Source organism: Sinorhizobium sp. 8-89, from assembly GCF_030124325.1.
Taxonomy (GTDB): domain Bacteria; phylum Pseudomonadota; class Alphaproteobacteria; order Rhizobiales; family Rhizobiaceae; genus Sinorhizobium.
The window spans coordinates 1-19,541 of record NZ_JASKLR010000013.1; the positions used below are offsets into that span (position 1 = coordinate 1).

Annotated in this window: 19 protein-coding genes; 12 read left to right on the forward strand and 7 right to left on the reverse strand. The window is 62.2% G+C overall.

Annotated elements, in window-relative coordinates:
- The 3 genes from otnI to QN219_RS21835 all read left to right on the forward strand — a co-directional run.
- Positions 1–738: 2-oxo-tetronate isomerase (gene otnI, locus QN219_RS21825; RefSeq protein WP_284002075.1), on the forward strand; the 738-nt coding region annotated here is incomplete at its 5' end.
- Between the two features lie 3 nt (positions 739–741).
- Positions 742–2,025: a 3-oxo-tetronate kinase gene (gene otnK, locus QN219_RS21830; protein WP_284002076.1), complete on the forward strand. Its 1,284-nt coding sequence runs from the start codon at positions 742–744 to the stop codon at positions 2,023–2,025.
- 331 nt (positions 2,026–2,356) lie between these two features.
- Positions 2,357–2,602, forward strand: a complete 246-nt coding sequence (locus QN219_RS21835) for a hypothetical protein (protein ID WP_284002077.1) — start codon at positions 2,357–2,359, stop codon at positions 2,600–2,602.
- Between the two features lie 176 nt (positions 2,603–2,778).
- Here QN219_RS21835 and QN219_RS21840 read toward each other — a convergent pair whose 3' ends face one another.
- The 4 genes from QN219_RS21840 to QN219_RS21855 form a co-directional block, all read right to left on the reverse strand.
- Positions 2,779–3,534 carry a YrbL family protein gene (locus QN219_RS21840; protein ID WP_284002078.1) on the reverse strand — a complete coding sequence of 252 codons (756 nt, stop codon included), beginning with the start codon at positions 3,532–3,534 and terminating at the stop codon, positions 2,779–2,781.
- Positions 3,535–3,777: 243 nt separating this feature from the next.
- Positions 3,778–4,746 carry a substrate-binding domain-containing protein gene (locus tag QN219_RS21845; protein ID WP_284002079.1) on the reverse strand — a complete coding sequence of 323 codons (969 nt, stop codon included), beginning with the start codon at positions 4,744–4,746 and terminating at the stop codon, positions 3,778–3,780.
- Complete coding sequence (locus tag QN219_RS21850) at positions 4,743–6,059, reverse strand: ABC transporter permease (RefSeq protein WP_284002080.1); 1,317 nt, start codon at positions 6,057–6,059, stop codon at positions 4,743–4,745. Before QN219_RS21850 ends, QN219_RS21845 begins: the two co-directional genes overlap by 4 nt.
- Complete coding sequence (locus tag QN219_RS21855) at positions 6,056–7,648, reverse strand: sugar ABC transporter ATP-binding protein (RefSeq protein ID WP_284002081.1); 1,593 nt, start codon at positions 7,646–7,648, stop codon at positions 6,056–6,058. The genes QN219_RS21850 and QN219_RS21855 overlap by 4 nt, the downstream gene beginning before the upstream one ends.
- A 226-nt stretch (positions 7,649–7,874) precedes the next feature.
- Between QN219_RS21855 and QN219_RS21860 the strand changes: the two genes are divergently transcribed.
- A complete protein-coding gene (locus QN219_RS21860) occupies positions 7,875–8,891 on the forward strand; it encodes a LacI family DNA-binding transcriptional regulator (protein ID WP_284002082.1) in 1,017 nt (338 codons plus the stop codon).
- A gap of 37 nt (positions 8,892–8,928) precedes the next feature.
- Here the strand turns inward: QN219_RS21860 and QN219_RS21865 are convergent, their stop codons facing one another.
- Positions 8,929–9,504, reverse strand: a complete 576-nt coding sequence (locus tag QN219_RS21865; protein WP_284002083.1) for a DUF1349 domain-containing protein — start codon at positions 9,502–9,504, stop codon at positions 8,929–8,931.
- A gap of 95 nt (positions 9,505–9,599) precedes the next feature.
- Here QN219_RS21865 and ligD point away from each other — a divergent pair, with 95 nt between their 5' ends.
- From ligD to QN219_RS21895, 6 genes are all read left to right on the forward strand, one after another.
- Positions 9,600–12,074: a DNA ligase D gene (gene ligD, locus QN219_RS21870; RefSeq protein ID WP_284002084.1), complete on the forward strand. Its 2,475-nt coding sequence runs from the start codon at positions 9,600–9,602 to the stop codon at positions 12,072–12,074.
- A gap of 26 nt (positions 12,075–12,100) precedes the next feature.
- Entirely contained in the window at positions 12,101–12,973 is an 873-nt protein-coding gene (locus QN219_RS21875; RefSeq protein ID WP_284002085.1) for a Ku protein, read from the forward strand.
- Positions 12,973–14,058 (forward strand): tetratricopeptide repeat protein, encoded by a 1,086-nt coding sequence (locus QN219_RS21880; protein WP_284002087.1) that lies wholly within the window; start codon positions 12,973–12,975, stop codon positions 14,056–14,058. The genes QN219_RS21875 and QN219_RS21880 overlap by 1 nt, the downstream gene beginning before the upstream one ends.
- A 1-nt stretch (position 14,059) precedes the next feature.
- The gene (locus QN219_RS21885) at positions 14,060–14,701 is read left to right on the forward strand and encodes an alpha/beta family hydrolase (RefSeq protein ID WP_284002088.1); all 642 of its coding nucleotides are present in this window, start codon (positions 14,060–14,062) and stop codon (positions 14,699–14,701) included.
- Positions 14,702–14,705: 4 nt separating this feature from the next.
- Positions 14,706–15,479 carry an exodeoxyribonuclease III gene (locus tag QN219_RS21890; protein ID WP_284002089.1) on the forward strand — a complete coding sequence of 258 codons (774 nt, stop codon included), beginning with the start codon at positions 14,706–14,708 and terminating at the stop codon, positions 15,477–15,479.
- An 83-nt stretch (positions 15,480–15,562) separates the two neighbouring features.
- Entirely contained in the window at positions 15,563–16,474 is a 912-nt protein-coding gene (locus QN219_RS21895) for an NAD(P)-dependent oxidoreductase (RefSeq protein ID WP_284002090.1), read from the forward strand.
- A gap of 152 nt (positions 16,475–16,626) precedes the next feature.
- Here QN219_RS21895 and QN219_RS21900 read toward each other — a convergent pair whose 3' ends face one another.
- Positions 16,627–16,749, reverse strand: a complete 123-nt coding sequence (locus QN219_RS21900; RefSeq protein ID WP_284002091.1) for a hypothetical protein — start codon at positions 16,747–16,749, stop codon at positions 16,627–16,629.
- A 227-nt stretch (positions 16,750–16,976) separates the two neighbouring features.
- Complete coding sequence (locus QN219_RS21905) at positions 16,977–17,222, reverse strand: hypothetical protein (protein ID WP_284002092.1); 246 nt, start codon at positions 17,220–17,222, stop codon at positions 16,977–16,979.
- A 320-nt stretch (positions 17,223–17,542) separates the two neighbouring features.
- On the opposite strand from QN219_RS21905, the gene QN219_RS21910 reads away from it, so the two are divergent.
- Both QN219_RS21910 and QN219_RS21915 read left to right on the forward strand, forming a co-directional pair.
- Positions 17,543–18,355 carry a TIM barrel protein gene (locus QN219_RS21910; RefSeq protein WP_284002093.1) on the forward strand — a complete coding sequence of 271 codons (813 nt, stop codon included), beginning with the start codon at positions 17,543–17,545 and terminating at the stop codon, positions 18,353–18,355.
- A gap of 238 nt (positions 18,356–18,593) precedes the next feature.
- Positions 18,594–19,523, forward strand: coding sequence for a sugar ABC transporter substrate-binding protein (locus QN219_RS21915; protein ID WP_284002094.1), 930 nt, complete (start codon positions 18,594–18,596; stop codon positions 19,521–19,523).
- Positions 19,524–19,541 lie beyond the last annotated feature (18 nt).

Genomic DNA, 19,541 nt, shown 5'->3' on the forward strand with positions numbered 1-19,541 from the left:
GAGTGGTCGTTCCTCGATCGCTTCGACGCGGCAGCGGACGCAGGATTTACCGCCGTCGAATATCTGTTTCCCTACGAGGCTGCGCCGGACGCCATCGCCGGGCGGCTAGCCCGCAACGGCCTGCAACAGGCGCTTTTCAACCTGCCTCCCGGCAATTGGGCGGCCGGCGAGCGCGGCATCGCAGCGCTGCCCGGCCGCTTCGATGAACTGACGTCCGGCGTGGAACGGGCGCTCGACTATGCCGCTGCGACGGGCGTCAAACGGCTGCACCTGATGGCGGGCCTCGCCGGCAGTGAGGACGAAGAAGCCGCGTCCTGCTACCGGCGCTCCGTTGTCTACACAGCCGAACGGCTGGCGGGGAACGGCATCGATCTGCTCATCGAACCGATCAACGGACGAAACATGCCGGGCTATTTCCTGAACGACTTTGGCACCGCCGAGCGGCTTATCGCAGAACTCGACCTGCCGAACCTCAAGCTCCAGTTCGACATCTATCACCGCCAGGTCCTGCACGGCGACGTCACAATGGCGCTGCGTCGCCTGTTGCCGATGACCGGCCACATTCAGGTCGCGAGCATCCCCTCCCGCCATGAACCCGACGGCGAAGAGCTGAACTGTGCCTATCTGTTCGAGGAAATCGACAGGCTCGGATATGATGGTTTCGTCGGCTGCGAATATGTCCCGCGCGGCCGGACACTTGATGGCCTTGACTGGTTCAAGCCGTTTTCCCGGAGCTAGCTGATGACCATCCTGCTCGGAACGATCGCTGACGATTACACCGGCGCCTCGGACCTCGCAAACACGCTGACGAAGAATGGGTTGACCACCGTGCAGACGGTCGGCATTCCCGATCCGTCGCTGGCATTGCCCGACGTGGACGCCGTCGTCGTGTCGCTGAAGATCCGCTCGGTCCCGGCCGATGAAGCCGTCGTGGCTGCGGGCCAAGCCGAGCAGTGGTTGCGCGACCACGGCGCTGGCCATGTGCTTTACAAGATCTGCTCGACCTTCGATTCCACCGACGCCGGCAATATCGGCCCGGTCACGGAGGCCCTCAGCACTGCGGCAGGCGGCGGCGTCGTGCTGGTCACGCCTGCCTTCCCGGAGACGGGACGCACCGTCTATCTCGGGCACCTTTTCGTCGGTACGGAGCCGCTGAACGAGAGCCCGCTGAAAGACCATCCGCTCAATCCCATGCACGACGCCAATCTGGTTCGCGTCATGGCTCGGCAATCACGCGGCCGTATCGGGCTTGTCGACCTGGCGACGGTATCGACCGGGGCGCCAGCCGTGCGAGCGAGGCTCGATACGCTCAGGGCAGAAGGCGTCACTGCGGCAATCGCGGACGCGATCTTCGAGCGTGACCTCGAAATCCTCGGCGAAGCGGCACTCAAGACACCGGTCTCGACCGGCGCATCCGGTCTCGGCCTCGGGCTCGCGCGCGCAGTGGTGCGTTCCGGTCGCGTGCCGCCGAAGGCCACCGCCGCGGCTGATGCCATCCGCCCCGTCGGGGGGCATGCCGCCATCATCGCCGGCAGTTGCTCCAAGGCGACCCTTCGCCAGCTTGCCGTTGCCGAGCAGTCAATGCCTGTCTTGAGGCTCGACCCCGAAAAACTGCTCACCGCAGCTTCGGACGAGATCTCCGCCGCGCTCGCCTGGGCGGGAGAACGAAGGGACGCGGGCCCCGTCATCATTGCCGCAAGCGCAACGCCGGAGGCCGTTTCCCGGCTGCAATCGCGCTATGGGCGTGAGATATCGGGGCGCGCGATCGAGGCCGCCACGTCGGCAATCGCTGCCGAACTGGTGGCAAGAGGTGTGCGGCGTCTCGTCGTCGCCGGCGGAGAAACCTCCGGTGCGGCAGTGGATCAGCTTGCCATCCCGGCCTTCCTGATCGGCCCGGAAATCGCGCCCGGCGTGCCGGTGCTCCGGACGATCGGCAACCCTCAGGGCGACATGCTTCTGGCCCTGAAGTCGGGTAATTTCGGTGGCGAGGATTTCTTCGCCGCCGCGCTCTCGATGATGCGCTAAGGGATGAAATAGACGGGCCCAAAGCTTAAGGAACCATGCAGACCCTCAAAAATAAACAGAGCTGCAGATGGATTGGCCGGGTCCGCTGCAGCTCCGATCGCGACGTACTCGTCATCCTGCCTGGGCTCTCGCCCGTTCCATCCAAGGGAACCGCTTCGAACGTCGCATACGGCCATGATAATAGCAGCGCAAACGATATCAAGAGCAATTGGACTCCGTCTGCGGCCAAGAGCGGAGAGGTGCTCCGTCCGAGCTAGTTCGGAAAGGCTAAAGGCCAACCTTCCCCGTCTGATGTAAAATCAGCATTTGCTGAAATGGGGGAGAACTTACTATGCCGAAGAGCACCCTGTCCGCCTTGACGGCGCTGGCCCTGTCATCATGCGCTATCTCCTATGCGCAAGACAGTACGATCCAGATTCCCGGCCACAAATTCCGGACCGAAGAGAATTGTATACGCCAGGCGCCTATCGGCAAGTTCGATCGCAAATGCGATATTCCTGTTGTCGGCTGGCGTAGCGCCGAAGGCATGTGGTTTCCAAATGTCGCCCAAGGCGCGCCTGGCGGGTTCAGCTTTTAGCTAAGGTGAGGCAAAGCATCTTTGTCGTCTGAAATCGCTGCCGCCTCGCTGGCTGGCTTCGGCGCAGTATCCCGCGCGTGAGGCGCACCTCGATGGCAAGGCGTCGAACGTGCTCTCAACCGCTCGCATGAAGGCGGCCGCCTCCCCCGTGCAGCGCCGGTGTTGGAAAGGCGCCGTCAGAGGGCGGGATCCGGCGAAAGACCTATCGAGCGATTTCGCTGGTCTGTCCGCCGGTACCGTCCGAGGGCGGCGCGGACACTTTCATCTCCACTCACCGCGGCGGAGCAGGCCAGGGTTCCGGCAAGCTTCGCAAGCAACTTCGCGCGCATCCGCCGGAGCCTTGCCTCGTTCATGCGGCGGCTGAAGGCGAAGATGTGCAGAGGACTCTTCTCTCCGGTACCATCGACGCAGATGAGTTCCTCGAAACCCCGGCGATCCGTAACGACGAAATTGCCGGGATTGACGTCCATCATGACGATGTGCAGCCGGCAAAAGCGTTCGAAGAGCTCATCGATCATCTTGAGATGTGTTGCGGTCAACCGGCCCGAAAGCGCCAATTCACGCAGGGTGGGCGCTAGCTCCCCATTGCTCATCGTTATCTTTTCCACGATCAAACCGAGGCCATAATCGGTATTGGCGAAACCGAATATCCTCGGGATGGGAAGTTCGACACGATCGGCAAGAGAGAACCTTCTCGCCTGCTCAAGGAATTCATCGACCTCACGCTGAAACGTCCGATATGCCCCGAAGCGCTTGAACGTGTTGAGGAACCGAAGCCTTCTCTTAGATCGGCGCGTGCCGCCCTCTCCCCTCGATTCCGGTTTCAGAACCTTTACCAAAACATTTGGATAGAGCTGATGCGCGAAGACGCTGCGTTGATGTCCCGCGCCGCATTGGTACCAATCCGACAGTTCGATCTTACCGTCGAACATGCTCCCTCTCCCGGATTGTGACGATTTTGTAACAGAACAGTGTCACGGGACGGAATGCAAGAGCTGCATGCTCTGCGACCTTATCGCTGCAGCGCCTAGCATGTTCTAGTTGCGATTTTGCCACTGCCCGACCAGCTTGCCTAGATGCACTTGCAAAGCCTTGGTCCCCGGAGGAGGCGCCAACTCGTAGGCGACGTTTTCGACAGCATACCGGGCGGCATTACGCCGCCCGGTATGCTGCGTTTAGAGGCCGTTTGCCTTCATGATCTCCGCGGCGTTTTCCTTGGTGATGGTCATCGTGTCGAGCGTCACGGTCTTTTCGACCTTCTCGCCGTTCAGGAACTTGATTGCCTGGCGAAGCCCCTCGGCACCAGGCGTCGCATAGAGGAAGGTCGCGGTGAGTTCGCCGTTGTTGACCCAGGTCACGCCTTCACCAGGCAGCGCGTCGATGCCGAGGAATTTGATTTCCTTCTCACGGCCAGCGTCTTTCGCCGCTAAATAGGCTCCGTAGGCCATCGGATCATTATGGCCGTAGACGAGATCGATCTTCTCGTTGTTGCGGAGCGCGGTTGCCATGATGTTATACGCCTGGTCCTGCTTCCAATCGCCGGACTGTTGGTCGAGCAGATGCTTGATGCCCGGCTCCTTGTCGGTGAATTCGTGGAAGCCATCGTGCCTGTCGTGCGCCGGCTGCGTGCCCATGCCGCCCCAGATCTCTACGATGTTGCCCTGCGCCTTGCCCTTGCCGCCGAGGAGCTCGACGGCGTGTTCGCCGGCCGCCCGGCCGATCAGCTTGTTGTCGCCGCCGACGAATTGGGTGTACTGGTCGGTCTCGACGTTGCGGTCGAGAACGAAAACCGGGATCTTCGCGTCGATCGCCTGCTGGACAACGCCCGTCAGACCGGCCGATTCCTTAGGTGAGATGAGCAGCGCGTCGACTTCCTGACGGATCAGATTCTCGACGTCGGCCACCTGTTTCTCCGTCTTGTCCTCGCCATCCGTGATGATGAGCTCGACTTCCGGATGCTTCGCCGCTTCTGCGATGATGTCCTTGTTGAACTGCGCGCGCCACGGCTCGATGGTCGTTGCCTGGCTGAAGCCGATCCGCCACTTCTTGTCCTGGGCGACTGCATCCTTGCCCGGCAAGAGGGCGGTGGAGGCCGCGAGAACGGTCGCAATGGCCGCCAGTCTCATGATGTCACGACGTTTCATTCTTCTTTTCCTCCCATGGTTAGAGACAGGGTCTCTCTTGACGGCCGCTCCTCCGCGGCCGTTTCGCTTTGCGCCGGGCGTCGGCTCGTCAGCCGCAAATGGGCAAGCACATCGTGGGCGTTGCGCTCCTGAACGAGCACCGTGCCGATGATGATCACGCCCTTCAGCACCAGCTGAAGATTGGAGTTGATGTTGTGAAGCTGCAGGATATTGGAGAGCAGCCCGAAGATCAGGACGCCGCAGAACGTCCCGGCGAGGCTGCCGCGCCCGCCCATAAGGCTCGTGCCGCCGATCACCACGGCCGCGATTGCGTCGAGTTCCAGTCCTGCGCCGGCGTCCGGCTTGCCTTGCCGATACTGGGCCACATAGAGTACCGCCGCGATGCCGGCGAGCAGCCCGGAGATAGCATAGGTGATTATCTTCACCCGCCCGGCATTGATGCCGGAGAGCCGCGCCGCCTCCTCGTTTCCACCGATTGCATAAACGTAACGACCGAAGGGCGTGAAGCGCAGAACAACGCTGTAAAGAATGATTGCCACAATGAAGAAGATGCCCGGCATCGGCACAATGCCGAAGACGAGCTGGCGAAGCACGTCGAAATCGGCAGTGGCGTTGGTCCCGGTGTAAACCGGCAGCACCGCATTGTTCTGACCGGCTGTCAGACGGGCGATGCCAAGCGCCGTCACCATCATCGCCAGGGTCACGATGAACGGCTGCAACCTGCCGACGACGATGATGGCACCGTTGATCGTGCCGAAAAGCAATCCCACCGCAGGCGCGACCAGGAGAACGCCGAGCACGCCGAATTTCGTCTGCACCTGCGGCAGCAGAAAACTCAGCACCAGCGCGCACAAGAGGATGCCACCAACCGCGGGCAGGAGCGTGCCACGCATCCGATCGAGGTGCACGTCCCTGACATTGGCTTCCCCACCCCGCGCTTTCTCGATGTTGAGGAAAACGAAGCGAACGACGACCGCGCCGACAAGAAGCGAGGCTAGGCCGACAGCCGGAATTCCCAGGAAAACCGCCGGGGTTTCGCCAGGCACCGTCAAGAGCATGGCGCAAACGACGCTGCAGATCGCCATCATCGAACCGACGGAGAGATCGATCCCGCCGGTGAGGATAACGGCCGTCATGCCGGTGGCGACGAGCCCGGTGGTCGAAACTTGCCGCAGCACGTCGAGAAGATTGCCGGAGGAAAGAAAGATGTTTCTGCCCGACGAGGTCACCGGCGAGGAGAGAACGCCTATCAGGAAGATGGCGATCAGACCCCAATAGAGTTTCGTCTGGGAGAGAAGTCTCAGAAATGTCATGCAACGGCCCTTCCAAGCACACCACCTCGCGGAGCGGCGAGCTGCATGAGGCGTTCTTCGCTCGCCTCTTCGCGGAAGATAAGCCCTGTCTGACGGCCCTCAGCCATCACCAGGATACGGTCGGCAAGGTGCAAGAGCTCCGGCAATTCGGAGCTCACGACCACGATCGCCAGCCCCTCCCCGGCAAGCGAGAAGATGAGATCGTAGATCTCCCGTTTCGCGCCGACATCGATACCGCGTGTCGGCTCGTCGAGGAGAAGCACGCGCGGGCCGGTGGCCAGCCATTTGCCGATCACCACCTTCTGCTGATTGCCGCCCGAAAGCGTCCCTGCGATCTGGTCGATGCTGCCGCAGCGTACGCCAAGCGTCTGCACGGCCTTCTTGCTGAGCGAATTCTCCGCATCGAACGACCGCAAGCCGAAACGCGCCAACCGGCCGACCAACGGCAGGGCCACGTTATCCATGATCGAATCGTGGAGATGCAGCCCTTGCGTTTTCCGATCCTCCGTCACCAGCGCGATGCCGAGGCGGCGCGCATCGAGCGGGGAGCGGATGTCGACCGGCGTGCCATCGAGATGAATCTCGCCGCCGCGCCGGCCTTCGCTCGAACCGAAGATCGTTTCCAGGATTTCGGTGCGCCCGGCACCGAGCAGCCCCCCGATGCCGAGGATCTCGCCGCCGCTGACGTCGAAGTTCACACCCTTCAGCACGTCGCGCCAACCATGCCTGCTGGACGTCGAAAGCGAGAGACCACGCACGGACAACACGGGATCGCCGCCCGTTGGCCGTTCGACACGTTGTGCGTCGAGCAGGCTGCGGCCGACCATGGCGGCGATGACCGAGTCCTCATCGAGATCGGCCCTCGGCCGGGTCCAGACATGCCGGCCATCGCGAAAGACGGTGATGCGATCGCTCAAATGCATCACCTCGTCGATACGGTGGGAAATATAGACAATACCGACGCCGTCGGCAGCAAGCTGCCGCATGATCTTGAAGAGCCGCTGGCATTCGCCGGGCGAAAGCGCCGAGGTCGGTTCGTCCATTATGAGAATACGCGCCTCGAGCGAGAGCGCCTTGGCGATCTCGACGAGCTGCTGCTCGCCGACCCTGAGTTGACCGACACGGGCTTCTGGGTCGAGGTCGATGCCGAGACGACGCAGCAGCACCCGCGACGCATCGAGGCTTGCCTTGCGATCGACGAAAAGGCCGGCGATCACGCGCTCGCGACCGAGAAAGATGTTGTCGGCGACGCGGAGCTCCGGAACAAGGTTCAGCTCCTGATGGATAATGGCGATCCCGGCCGCTTCGGCGTCCCTGACTGTCGAGAAGCGCACCGGCGTACCATCAACGCGTACGACACCGTCATAATCGGGATAGACACCAGAAAGGATCTTCATCAGCGTCGACTTGCCGGCGCCGTTTTCGCCCATCAGGGCGTGGATCTCGCCGGCGCGCAGATCGAACCGCACCTCCTTGAGCGCGGCAATGCCGCCGAAGGATTTGGAAATCGCCTCGGCTGTCAGGACGACGCGCTGCGCGTCGCTTGCGTGCGAGTTGGAACCCGGCAACGTCGGAAGATCATCGCGCATGACATTGGCGGCCTCCCTACCACCGATATCTGACGATTATTTCGCTTATTTCCGGCAGCCTATTCTAAACGTTTCGAACGTGTCAAGCGGCTAAACGATCCAGTTATGATGCAGCTATTGCACAGTTTTCCCGGCTCACATAAGGTTCTCCCAACTGCATTTCGAAACGTTTTGATGGAAGATGCCGCAGCGTCGCCGGAATTCACGAAAGTCCACCGCACCCACGATGCTCGACGTTGCGAAGGCCGCGAACGTCTCCGTGGCGACGGTTTCCGCGGTGATCAACGGGTCCGCTCCCGTCAGCCCTGAACTGCGTAGCCGCATCGAACAGGCGATCCAGGTCATCGGCTACAAGCGCAACGCGATCGCCCGCAGCCTCAAGCTCGGCACCACGCGCACGGTCGGCCTGATGGTGGCCGACATCACCAACCCCTTCTTCACCGACGTCGTGGCGGTGATCCAGGACGTCCTCCATCGAGCCGGCTACGCGGTGATGCTCTGCTGCAACGACGAGGACGTCGAGATGCAGGATGAACAGATCGAGCTCCTGATCGATCGCAGCGTGGATGGCCTGATCATCGCGCCTGCGGGAGACGACGAGACGCTGAAGCGCATTATTGCCGGCGCAAATCTGCCGACTGTCCTGATCGACAGGCTCTTGGACGGAATCGACACCGATGCCGTCGTGCTCGACAACCGCCGTGCGGTTCAGGATGCGACCCTCTATATGATCGGTCTCGGGCATCGCCGCATCGGCTATATTTCGGGCTCGCTCGAAACGTCGACGGGACGCGAGCGCCTGGCCGGCTACAAGGCCGCATTGGAAGCGGCCAAGCTACCCTACGAGGACGATCTCGTGCGGATCGGCAACTTCCGCGAAAAGGATGCCTACAAGGCGACGATGCAACTGCTCACGAGCGCCGAGAGACCGACGGCAATCTTTTCCGCCAACAACTTGATGGTCATCGGCGTGATGAAGGCGATCCGCGATATCTGTCTCAAGTGCCCGGAAGAGGTATCCGTCGCAAGCTTCGACGATTTCCCCTGGGCGGACGTTTTCCAGCCGCATCTGACGACGATCGCCCAGCCCGTTCAGGCGATCGGCGAGCAGGCGGCGCAACTCATCCTCGACCGTCTTTCAGGCAAGAGCCCGGCGGCACCGCGCAGGCTCGTGCTGCAGGGGCGCCTGATGATCCGCGAGTCCTGCCGGCCAGTCAGCCTGACGCCGCGCGCGATCGCGTAAGTGCATTCGCATTGACGCGATGCCTTAGGTGGAGCCATCAGTCCTCGTGCAGCGCACGGGCGATCGGCGGGCCGACGCTGAAGTCGCGGAAGTTTGCCTCGAAGCCTGCGCGTTCCGGAGAGCAGGCCATGACACCGATCTCCGCATCCGCCGCCGAAAACGGGCAAAGCCGCGCCATCTGCCAGGGCGCGCCGCCTAAGCGGAACTGCACTCGTACCGCGTCGCCATGGCGCGTCAGCCGCACCTCGACCGCGTCGGATGGCGTGGCGTCCTGAAGAGGGATGACCGACCAGTCCGAGACGCCGCGCGTAACGACGACACTGAAATGCATCAGCCCGTCGGTATATTCGATGCCGCACTTGATCCAGTTCTCCTCGTCAAGCCGCAACATCAGCCCGGCCTGGTCGTAGAGTTGCTCATAGGCGCCCATGATCGTGGCGGATGCTGTGAAATCGCCGGAGATCGATCCGAGATAGGCATGGCCGCTGTCGCGAACGAACCCGTAGAAGGTCTCGCGCCAGAAGTCCGTATTGCCATCCGTCTTGAGCGACAGTGCCTTTTCGTCACCTTGCCAGCTTGCCGGCTGGTTCAACCAGCGATGGTTTTCTGTCATCTCTTCCGTCCCCTCCCTTGATGTTCAGCGCATCCTTTCGATGTCGACGTGAACGTCATATTGCGGGTTCGTCCCATAAGCCATAGCCTAGGGACATGGCGACGTCGAAGCTACAGGTCTATCGCAAGAAAAGGGACTTTTCGAAAACGTCGGAACCGCCCGGCAGGGTTGCCGGCGAGAGCGGCAACCGCTTTGTTGTGCACAAGCATCATGCGACGGCCGACCACTACGACCTGAGGCTGCAGGTGGGGGACGTACTCAAAAGCTGGGCGGTCCCGAAGGGACCGTCGCTCAATCCGGCTGACAAGCGACTCGCGGTCGAGACGGAGGATCACCCGCTGGAATATATCGACTTCGAGGGCGTCATCCCCGAGGGCGAGTATGGCGGCGGTCCGATGATCGTCTGGGACACGGGCGTGTGGGCACCGATGGACGATGTCGAGAAGAGCTTGCGCACGGGCGCCTTCAAGTTCCGCCTTGCGGGCGAGAAACTCAATGGCGGCTGGATGCTGGCGCGGCTGAAACCCAAGCCCGGCGAGGAAGACCAGCGCAACTGGCTCCTGTTCAAGGAACGCGACCTCGCCGCCGACGTCACAACCGATATCCTCTCCGCGCGCCCCGAGAGCGTCAAATCCGGGCGACGGATCGAGGAACTGGTGGAGAAGCCGAAACCGCCGGCCAAGCCAGTCAAGCCGGTCAAGCTCAATCCGGGCGCACTACCCGGCGCCCTGAAGGGCGCTGCGCCCGCCCGCATCGAACCGCAGCTTGCGACGCAGACGGCTGTTCCCCCGGGGAGCGCCGGTCAGCGCGAAGTATGGCTGCACGAGATCAAATTCGACGGCTACCGGACGATGGCGCACCTGTCCGCCGGCCAAGTGCGTCTGATCACCCGCGGTGGCCTCGACTGGACGAAGCGCTACGGCGACCTGCCGGAAGCCTTTCGGCGGCTGCCCTGCCGCGATGCCGTCATCGACGGTGAAATCGTCGTTCCCGACGACAGGGGAATCAGCCGGTTCGCCCTGCTGCAGGAGGCGCTTTCCGAGGGCGCGGGCAACAGGCTGGTGTTTTATGCCTTCGATCTCCTCCACCTCGATGGTTGGAACCTCATGGACGCTCCGCTCGAAAACCGCAAGGCGTTGCTCGCTGAGTTGCTGACGGGGCAGGTCTCCGCGCGCTCGGCCATCCAGCTGAGCGATCACGTCGTCGGCGACGGGCGTGGGCTCTACGACCAGGCTTCGGAAATGGGACTCGAGGGGATCGTCTCGAAGCGCGCCTCGGCCCCCTACCAAAGCGGCCGGTCGAAAACCTGGGCCAAGACCAAGGCGCTGCAGACCGGCGATTTCGTGATCGCGGGATACACCAGGTCCGAGGCCGCCGAAGGGCTAGCCGCGCTTGCGCTTGGCGAGTGGGTTGACGGCGAGTTGCAATATCGCGGCAAGGTCGGAACGGGCTTCGATGCCGAAATGCTCAAGCAGTTGCTCGCCCGGTTGGAGCCGTTGCGCGCCGGGGCGGCTAAACTTGAGGGCGCCCCGAGGGAAATCATCTGGGTCAGGCCCGTGCTGACGGCACACATTCACTACTCCAACCGTACGACCGACAACGCATTGCGCCACGCCGTATTCAAGGGCCTTCGCGACGTCGAGCTTTCGACACCAGCTCCGACACAGCGAAAGCGCTTCATCTCGGACGCGGACCTTGCAAGCATCTCGATCACCAATCCGACGCGCCGCCTGTTCGGCAGGTCCGGCCCGACCAAGCTCGACATCGCCGTTTACTATGCGCTCGTCGGCGATTTCATGCTGCCGCACATTCTGGGCCGCCCGGTCTCGCTGGTACGCTGCCCGACGGGGAGAGCACAGGATTGCTTCTTCCAGCGCCATCCCTTCACCGGCATGCCGGCCTCGGTGGAAACCTTTCAATCAACCAACTCGGAAGGCGAGACGAAATCCTACCTTTCGGTGGGAGACGCCAAGGGATATCTCGCACTCGCGCAGTTCGGCGTCGTCGAGTTTCACACCTGGGGGACCGTTAGCAAGCGGCTTGAAAAGGCCGACCGCGTCGTCTTCGACCTCGACCCTGGCGAAGGCATCACGTGGCGCGAGGTGGTCGAGGCCGCCGTCCATGTCCGCGGCGAGCTCGAGGCGCTCGACCTCGTTCCCTTCGTCAAGACATCGGGCGGCAGGGGCGTGCACGTGGTCGTGCCGATCGTGCCGAAGCACAACTGGAAAAAGGTGCATCAAGCGACGAGCGCGATTGCCACCCGCCTGGCCGCGAGCGCGCCGGAGGTTTTTACGACGACGATGGGCAAGGACAAGCGCATCAAGCGGATCTTCATCGACTTCCATCGCAATGCACGCAGTCACACGGCGGCCGCCCCATACTCGCTTCGCGCGAGGACGAATCTGCCGGCTTCAACCCCGGTAAGCTGGGCCGACCTTGAATCTATCGACGCTCCGGAGGATTTGAACTATTCTTCGCTGCCTGGCCTCCTGGTCACGTCCGGCGATCCATGGGCGGAAATAGATGCTTTCGCCAGGGATCTGCCCGTGTTGTCCGAGGCGGGGAAGTAGTTCGTGTTGCCGCGCAGGAGACAATCATGGCGCCCAGGGCAAGTTGGAAAGGTTATCTCAGACTCAGTCTCGTAAGCTGTCCGGTCAGGCTCTACCCAGCCACCAGTTCGAGCGAGCGCATCAGCTTCAATCAGCTCCACAAGGACACCCACAACCGGATCAACATGAAGCCGGTGGACCCGGAGCTCGGGCTGGTCGAACGATCCGATCTGGTGAAGGGCTACGAGTACGAGGACAAGAAATACATCATCATCGAGGACACCGACCTCGAAAGCGTCAAGATCGAATCCAACCACACGATGAACATCGAAGCCTTCGTCGACGAAGGCTCGGTCGACGTCATCTACCAGGATGCGCCCTATTATCTGGCGCCGGACGGGGCGATGGCGGAGGAAACCTTCATCGTGCTGCGCGAAGCGTTGCGAAAGTCCGGCAAGCTGGCGATCGCGCGCCTGGTGCTCTCCAGCCGCGAACGGGTGATTACCATCGGTCCGCGCGAGACCGGCATGTTCGTCTGCACGCTCAGAAACCCGAACGAGGTGCGCGGCACCGCCGAGTATTTCGGCAATATTCCGGTCGGAAACCCTGATCCCGAAATGCTGCAGCTCGCCGAAGCGCTCATCGAACAGAAGCTGACGACCTTCGATCCCAGGAATTACGAGGATCGCTACGAGATCGCGCTAATGCAGATGATCCGCGAGAAGCTCAAGGGCCACAAGCCGATCATCGCGGCGGCACCCGAGCGCGGCAACGTCATCAACCTCATGGACGCTCTGAAGGCGAGCCTCTCGCAGTCGAAACCGCCCGCCAAGAGCAAGACCAAGGCGGAGCCGGCGGCCAAGCGGACCGCGAAGGCGGCAACGACCAGCGACAAGCCGGCGGCCAAGAAGAAAGTCTGATGGCAGTTGCAGGCCAGACATTCGGCATCGTCGGGGCGCTTGCGGCGTTTCCCCGCCGACTGGCGGCGCGCGAAGTCGAGCGGCAGCTCGGCCATCTGAGGCGCGGCATCACGCGCCAGACGTCGCACCTTGTCTTCGGCCGTAGCCTGCTTTCGAAGGCAAGCGAAGCGGAAATCGAGGCCAGATTCGACGCCGAGATCGGCCAGAACAGACGCCCTCTCAGCGAGAACGGCTTCCTTCGGCTGCTGGGATTGATGACAGCGCCGGAGGCTTCCGCCCTGTCGCGACAGTCGCTGCTCGATCAATCGCGGCTTGCCGCACGCACATTCGATCTGCTTTCGCTGTTCGACGCTTTCGAGCATGACAGCGAGCCCTATTCCTTCCGCGACCTGATCCTCGCCCGGAAATATGCCGGCCTGATCGACAGCGGCGCCACGTGGAGCGCGATTGCGCGATCTGTCCATCGGTCCGGATCCGTGGCGGCACTCACCGCGCTCTCTCTTCATCACGAAAGGTCCGACACGATCTATGTCCGCCGCGCCGAGGGCCTCAGCGAACTCGACGGGCAATTGCTGTTCGATCTTGGAGCGCCCGACGACGCGGAGCTCGAGGATCTCTTCGCCCGGGCGGAAGCCGCCGAGGAGGAAGGGCTCTGTGACGAAGCAGCCGCACTCTATCAGCGCTGCCTCGCCATCGATCCCACGGACTCCGTCGCCGCCTTCAACCGTGCGAACTGCCTGAAAGCAGCGGGCCGGCAGGTGGAAGCCGCGCATGACTACATCCGCGCTCTCAAGCTCGACCCGAGTTTCGTCGAGGCGTGGTTCAACCTTGCAGGGCTGATGAGCGAACGCGGCCGGGTCGATACCGCTCGCCGGCATCTGCAGAAAGCCATCGAATTCGACGGCGACTATGCGGACGCCATCTTCAACCTGGCGAAACTGGAATTCGACGCCGATAATCTCGGCGAAGCGCGACGCTGGTGGAGGCGCTATCTCGAACTCGACAAGGATTCCGAGTGGGCACGGGCCGCCGAGCGCGGCGTGCAGTTCGTGGACCTCCACCTCCTCCCAAGGACGGCTGGCTGAGATGGGCGAAAAATTCCTGTTCGACGGACCGGATGATGCCCCCGTCACCATTCTCCTCGCGCATGGCGCGGGTGCGCCGATGGACTCGGCTTCAATGACCGCGACCGCGAAGGCGCTTGCCGACGCCGGCTTACGCGTCGCCCGCTTCGAGTTCGCTTACATGGCCGCCCGCCGCACCTCGGAAGGTCGCAAGCCGCCGCCCCGGGCGGAGACGCTGAAGCCCGAATACGAGGCGGCCATCGCCGCGCTCGGCGCGACCGGCCCGCTCGTCATCGGCGGCAAATCGATGGGAGGGCGGGTCGCCAGCATGATCGCCGACGACCTCCATCCGAGCGGAAAAATCGCCGGGCTTCTCTGCCTCGGTTATCCGTTTCATCCGCCAGCCAAGCCGGAACAGCTTCGCACCAAACATCTCGTGGACCTGAAGACGCCGACATTGATCTGCCAGGGGACACGCGACGAGTTCGGCACGCGTGAGGACGTCGCCGGCTACACGCTCTCCGACGCGATCGAAATCTTGTGGCTCGAGGACGGCGATCACGACCTCAAGCCCCGCAAGAGCGTATCGGGCTTTTCCGCCGCCGATCACCTGAAGACGATGGCGGAAGGAGTTGCCGCCTGGACCGGCCGGCTGGTGCGGTGAGCGCATGAAGATCGCGACCTTCAACATCAACGGCGTCAACCGGCGGCTCGAAAATCTGCTCGCCTGGCTCGCTACTGCTGAACCGGACGTGGCCTGCCTGCAGGAGCTGAAGGCAACAGATGGTCAATTTCCGAAATCGGCGATCGAAGCCGCTGGCTACGGCGCCGTCTGGAGCGGGCAGGCCGCCTGGAACGGCGTCGCGATCCTGGCGCGCGGCGGCCAGCCCATCCTGACCCGCGCCGAGCTGCCCGGAGATCCATCCGACACGCAAAGCCGCTATATCGAAGCGGCCGTGAACGGCATCCTCATCACTTCGCTCTACGCCCCTAACGGCAATCCGCAGCCTGGACCGAAATTCGACTACAAGCTGGCCTGGCATGAGCGCCTGAGGCTGCATGCCGCCGAACTGCTGACGACCGGCGTGCCGGTCGTCCTTGCTGGAGACTACAACGTGGTCCCGGAGCCGCGCGACATCTACCCGACCCGTTCCTATGACGACAACGCCCTCGTCCAGCCCGAAAGCCGCGCCGCATTCCGCCGGCTTCTGGACCAAGGCTGGCTCGATGCGCTCCGCAAGTTCTATCCAGAGGAGCAGCTCTTCACGTTCTGGGATTATCGGCGCAACCGGTGGCAGCGCGACGCGGGCCTGCGCCTGGACCACATTCTCTTGAGCCGGAAACTCACACGCCGGCTGAACGGCGCAGGTATCGACCGGGACGTTCGCGGTCTCGATGGCGCGAGCGACCACGCACCGGCGTGGATTACGCTACGCGACTAGGACTGCGTGTCTTATTTGGCGATACGCGCTCAATCGTGCAGGATGACGACGACTGGACATGACCAACGGCCGGGAGACGACCAATGACGAAGGCGAATGTGGGTTTCATCGGGCTCGGACTAATGGGTCAGGGCATGGCGACGAACATCGTGAAGAAGGGTTGGCCGCTTGCGGTGATGGCGCATCGCAACCGCGTGCCGGTCGAGGCGCTCGTCGCCGAGGGCGCGACGGAGGTCAAGACGCCGCGCGAGATGGCCGAACGAAGCGACGTCATCGTCCTCTGCGTCACCGGGTCGCCTGAAGTGCTGTCGGTGATCGAGGGTGGGGAAGGCATCGCCGCCGCCGGGAAAAAGGTCACCATCGTCGATTGTTCGACCGCCGATCCTTCCGTCACCACGAAACTCGCCGAGGATCTGGCCGGGAGAGGCATCACCCTTATCGACGCGCCGCTCAGCCGCACGCCGGCCGATGCTGCCGCCGGCACGCTCGACGTCATGGTCGGCGGCGCTGAGGACGATGTGCGCCGCGTCTGGCCCGTGCTCGAATGTTTCGCCGGCCGCATCATCCATACCGGGCCGACCGGAACCGGACACACAATGAAGCTGCTCAACAACTTCCTGGCGATGGGCTACGCCGCTCTCTATTCCGAAGCTTTGATGCTCGGCAGGAAGGCCGGCCTCACGCCGCAGGTCTTCGACAGCGTCATTCGTGGCGGGCGGATGGATTGCCCCTTCTATCAGACCTTCTTCCGCTGGGTGCTGGAGCGGGACCCGAATGCGCACAAATTCGCGATCCGCAACGCCTTCAAGGACATGAGCTATCTCGCCGCCTTCGCCAACGCCTCCGGCGCCGCCAACCCGATCGGCGCGGCTGTCCGCAATTCCTTCGCACACGCCGTCGGTACCGGCCACGGCGAAGACTACGTGCCGATGCTGTCCGACTTCATCGCCGAGGCGAACGGGATCAAGCGAACCGAAGGGGAAAAGATTGGTTGAAGATACAGACAGCGCCGTGCGTCTTTCAAGACGCACAAGGTCGCCGTAACACTTTGAATTGCGGCATGATCCTTATCCTTGAATCGATTGCGATTTTAGGAAGCATGCGGTAGCGATCACCCGCCATGCCCGCTGGCTCGTTGCGCAGACGACTACCAGAAGACTCCGTAGAAGGTGACATATCCTATCACCAAGAGCGAAACTGCCAGTGACGACCGCACCATGAAGTCGACAAGTCTGAACTGATATCCGAAACGCCCGACATGCGATTTCATCATTTCTCTCCCTTTTATTTTTCGCTTTGCGACTGGAGCGCCGGACCGGGTCCGGGATCGATGCGTTTACGGCCGTCTGCTCAAGTGCCGCAGGACGAATGGCTACCGCCGGCAGCCGGCAAGGTCGGAACGAGTGGCCGCCGCACGTTGTCCTGCGGCCGGGACCGCTTGGCCGTTGATCATCGGCATTATCCCGAACCGGGACGGGTCGGCGATCCCGCCGGAGATCAAGGCTGGCCGCCCTTGCCTTCACGGAGCGCCGGCCACCCCGGCTGCCTTTCCAGCTCGGCAAGCAACGTATCAGGATCACTTATTCCTTCCTGAAACCTGCCGACGAGGAAAACGGCTGCCGTTTTAAGGCTTTCCTGCTGACGGCTCATGACGGTCTTGCGGAAACCAGCACGCCGAAGCACGCCATCAAGCATCCGCAAGTGCTGAGAATTCAAATGCTGCCGGTTAGAGCTGGAAGACATCGTGGTCGCCTCCTGCTGGGGCCAGGGTACGGTGCCCCCGAAGCGGCAGCGCCCGCGTCGTTGGCTGCCGAAGCAGGCACCATGCGCCGATGATCGCGGAATGGCAAACCGTATCGCGCCGCCTCATGACGCCAACCGGGTTCGTCATGATAGAATTGCATCATCGGCAAAATGCATTCTTGCAGAAATGCAAGGTGGCCACCGGCGTATCGCTTTGACTGAACCCTCCCAAGTGATGAATGTGACGCCAAGCCTGAAATGGAATAAATGTTCCGATCAGGTGAAGTCCATTCCAAACATTCCTGGAGGATACACTCGCCATGACCGCCCTTCCCTTCGCCCTCAATCACATGGCCGCGCCTGGCCTGCCGCTTGACGCATTTTTCGCACTCGCCAAGTCGCTCGGAATTTCGGCGGTCGAAATTCGCAACGATCTCTCCGGCAACGCGATCCTCGACGGCACCAGCCCGGATGCGGTGAAGGCGCTTGCTGAAAAGCACGCGGTGACGATTATCTCGATCAACGCGCTGCAGCGTTTCAACGAATGGAACGGCGAGCGGGAAGCGGAAGCACGCGCGCTTGTCTCTTATGCGCGCGATTGCGGTGCCAAGGCACTGGTGCTGGTGCCGGTCAACGATGGCACCGGCCGGGAGAGCGGTGAACGCCAGGCGAACCTGCGGAAGGCGCTCAAGGCACTGAAGCCGATCCTCGATGCGGCCGGCATCATCGGCCTTGTCGAGCCGCTCGGCTTCGAGATCTGCTCGCTGCGCTCCAAGATGGAAGCCGACGAAGCAATCCGGGAGATCGGCGGCGAAACGACTTTCCGCCTGGTCCACGATACCTTCCATCATCATCTTGCCGGCGAGGATGCTTTTTTCCCTGATATGACCGGGCTCGTCCATATTTCCGGCGTCAGTGACAAGGCGGTGACGGTCGCCGATATGCGCGATCCGCATCGCGTTCTTGTCGACGCGGAAGACAGACTGGACAATGCGGGACAGATCCGGCGGCTCACGGATCAAGGATACGAGGGTCCGTTTTCCTTCGAGCCTTTCGCGCCGTCGGTGCACGGCCTCGCCGATCCGGCAAAGGCGCTCCGCGAAAGCATGGCTTACCTGCAAGCCAGGGCCTGATCATCCCCTCGCAGGAAATCGGCCGAAAATAGCCTGGCGCCGCAAGACAGACTTGACGGCGTCCGGATAAAATGGAATACCTATTCCGTAATTGCAATTTACTGGTTCGTTTATTCCGTTTTGACCGGAAGAGCAGCGGGAGTGCGGCTTTCGGTTCGGAATGGGCTCGACCCCGCAAGAAGGTCGTGCTTCCGGCTGGAGAAGGTGTCGCCGGGCACCGAATGTGGAGGAGAAAGAAATGAAGAAATTTATGCTGGGCGCCGCGATGGCCGTGATGATGTCGACGGCTGCGCATGCCGAGACCATTGGCGTCTCGATGGCGCTGTTCGACGACAACTTCCTGACGGTTCTGCGCAACGGCATGTCCGACTATGCCAAGACGCTCAACGGGGTCGAACTGCAGATCGAAGACGCCCAAAACGACGTCGCGAAGCAGCAGAGCCAGATCCAGAACTTCATCGCTGCCGGTGTCGACGCCATCATTGTCAACCCGGTCGACACCGATGCGACCGCCGCCATGTCGAAGATCGCCGCCGACGCCGGCATTCCGCTGGTTTACGTCAACCGCGAACCCGTCAACGTGGATAGTCTTCCTGACAAGCAGGCGTTCGTGGCCTCGAACGAGCTGGAATCCGGTACGCTGGAAACCCAGGAGATCTGCAAGATGCTCGGCGGCAAGGGCAAGGCTGTCGTGATGATGGGCGAGCTTTCCAACCAGGCCGCCCGCATGCGCACGAAGGATGTGCATGACGTTCTTGCCACCGAACAGTGCAAGGGCATCGAGATCGTCGAAGAGCAGACAGCCAACTGGTCGCGCACCCAGGGTGCCGACCTCGTGACCAACTGGCTCTCCGCCGGCCTCGAGTTCGATGCCGTCATTTCGAACAACGATGAAATGGCGATCGGTGCCATCCAGGCGCTGAAGGCGGCCGGCCGTTCGATGGACTCGGTCGTTATCGGCGGCGTCGATGCAACCCAGGATGCGCTCGCCGCCATGGCAGCCGGCGACCTCGACGTGACCGTATTCCAGAATGCCGCCGGCCAGGGCCAGGGCTCTGTCGACGCAGCGCTCAAGCTCGCCAAGGGCGAGCCGGTCGAAAAGAAGGTCTACATCCCCTTCGAACTCGTGACGAAGGAAAACCTGGACAAGTACCAGGCGAAGAACTGATCGTTCGTTCAATGGAGC

What these genes read in the sequence shown, in the direction of transcription:
- otnK (WP_284002076.1), top strand. Translation starts at nt 742, where the DNA reads ATGACCATCCTGCTCGGAACGATCGCTGACGATTACACCGGCGCCTCG.
- QN219_RS21835 (WP_284002077.1), top strand. Translation starts at nt 2,357, where the DNA reads ATGCCGAAGAGCACCCTGTCCGCCTTGACGGCGCTGGCCCTGTCATCA.
- QN219_RS21840 (WP_284002078.1), bottom strand. Translation starts at nt 3,534, where the DNA reads ATGTTCGACGGTAAGATCGAACTGTCGGATTGGTACCAATGCGGCGCG.
- QN219_RS21845 (WP_284002079.1), bottom strand. Translation starts at nt 4,746, where the DNA reads ATGAAACGTCGTGACATCATGAGACTGGCGGCCATTGCGACCGTTCTC.
- QN219_RS21850 (WP_284002080.1), bottom strand. Translation starts at nt 6,059, where the DNA reads ATGACATTTCTGAGACTTCTCTCCCAGACGAAACTCTATTGGGGTCTG.
- QN219_RS21855 (WP_284002081.1), bottom strand. Translation starts at nt 7,648, where the DNA reads ATGCGCGATGATCTTCCGACGTTGCCGGGTTCCAACTCGCACGCAAGC.
- QN219_RS21860 (WP_284002082.1), top strand. Translation starts at nt 7,875, where the DNA reads ATGCTCGACGTTGCGAAGGCCGCGAACGTCTCCGTGGCGACGGTTTCC.
- QN219_RS21865 (WP_284002083.1), bottom strand. Translation starts at nt 9,504, where the DNA reads ATGACAGAAAACCATCGCTGGTTGAACCAGCCGGCAAGCTGGCAAGGT.
- ligD (WP_284002084.1), top strand. Translation starts at nt 9,600, where the DNA reads ATGGCGACGTCGAAGCTACAGGTCTATCGCAAGAAAAGGGACTTTTCG.
- QN219_RS21875 (WP_284002085.1), top strand. Translation starts at nt 12,101, where the DNA reads ATGGCGCCCAGGGCAAGTTGGAAAGGTTATCTCAGACTCAGTCTCGTA.
- QN219_RS21880 (WP_284002087.1), top strand. Translation starts at nt 12,973, where the DNA reads ATGGCAGTTGCAGGCCAGACATTCGGCATCGTCGGGGCGCTTGCGGCG.
- QN219_RS21885 (WP_284002088.1), top strand. Translation starts at nt 14,060, where the DNA reads ATGGGCGAAAAATTCCTGTTCGACGGACCGGATGATGCCCCCGTCACC.
- QN219_RS21890 (WP_284002089.1), top strand. Translation starts at nt 14,706, where the DNA reads ATGAAGATCGCGACCTTCAACATCAACGGCGTCAACCGGCGGCTCGAA.
- QN219_RS21895 (WP_284002090.1), top strand. Translation starts at nt 15,563, where the DNA reads ATGACGAAGGCGAATGTGGGTTTCATCGGGCTCGGACTAATGGGTCAG.
- QN219_RS21900 (WP_284002091.1), bottom strand. Translation starts at nt 16,749, where the DNA reads ATGAAATCGCATGTCGGGCGTTTCGGATATCAGTTCAGACTTGTCGAC.
- QN219_RS21905 (WP_284002092.1), bottom strand. Translation starts at nt 17,222, where the DNA reads ATGTCTTCCAGCTCTAACCGGCAGCATTTGAATTCTCAGCACTTGCGG.
- QN219_RS21910 (WP_284002093.1), top strand. Translation starts at nt 17,543, where the DNA reads ATGACCGCCCTTCCCTTCGCCCTCAATCACATGGCCGCGCCTGGCCTG.
- QN219_RS21915 (WP_284002094.1), top strand. Translation starts at nt 18,594, where the DNA reads ATGAAGAAATTTATGCTGGGCGCCGCGATGGCCGTGATGATGTCGACG.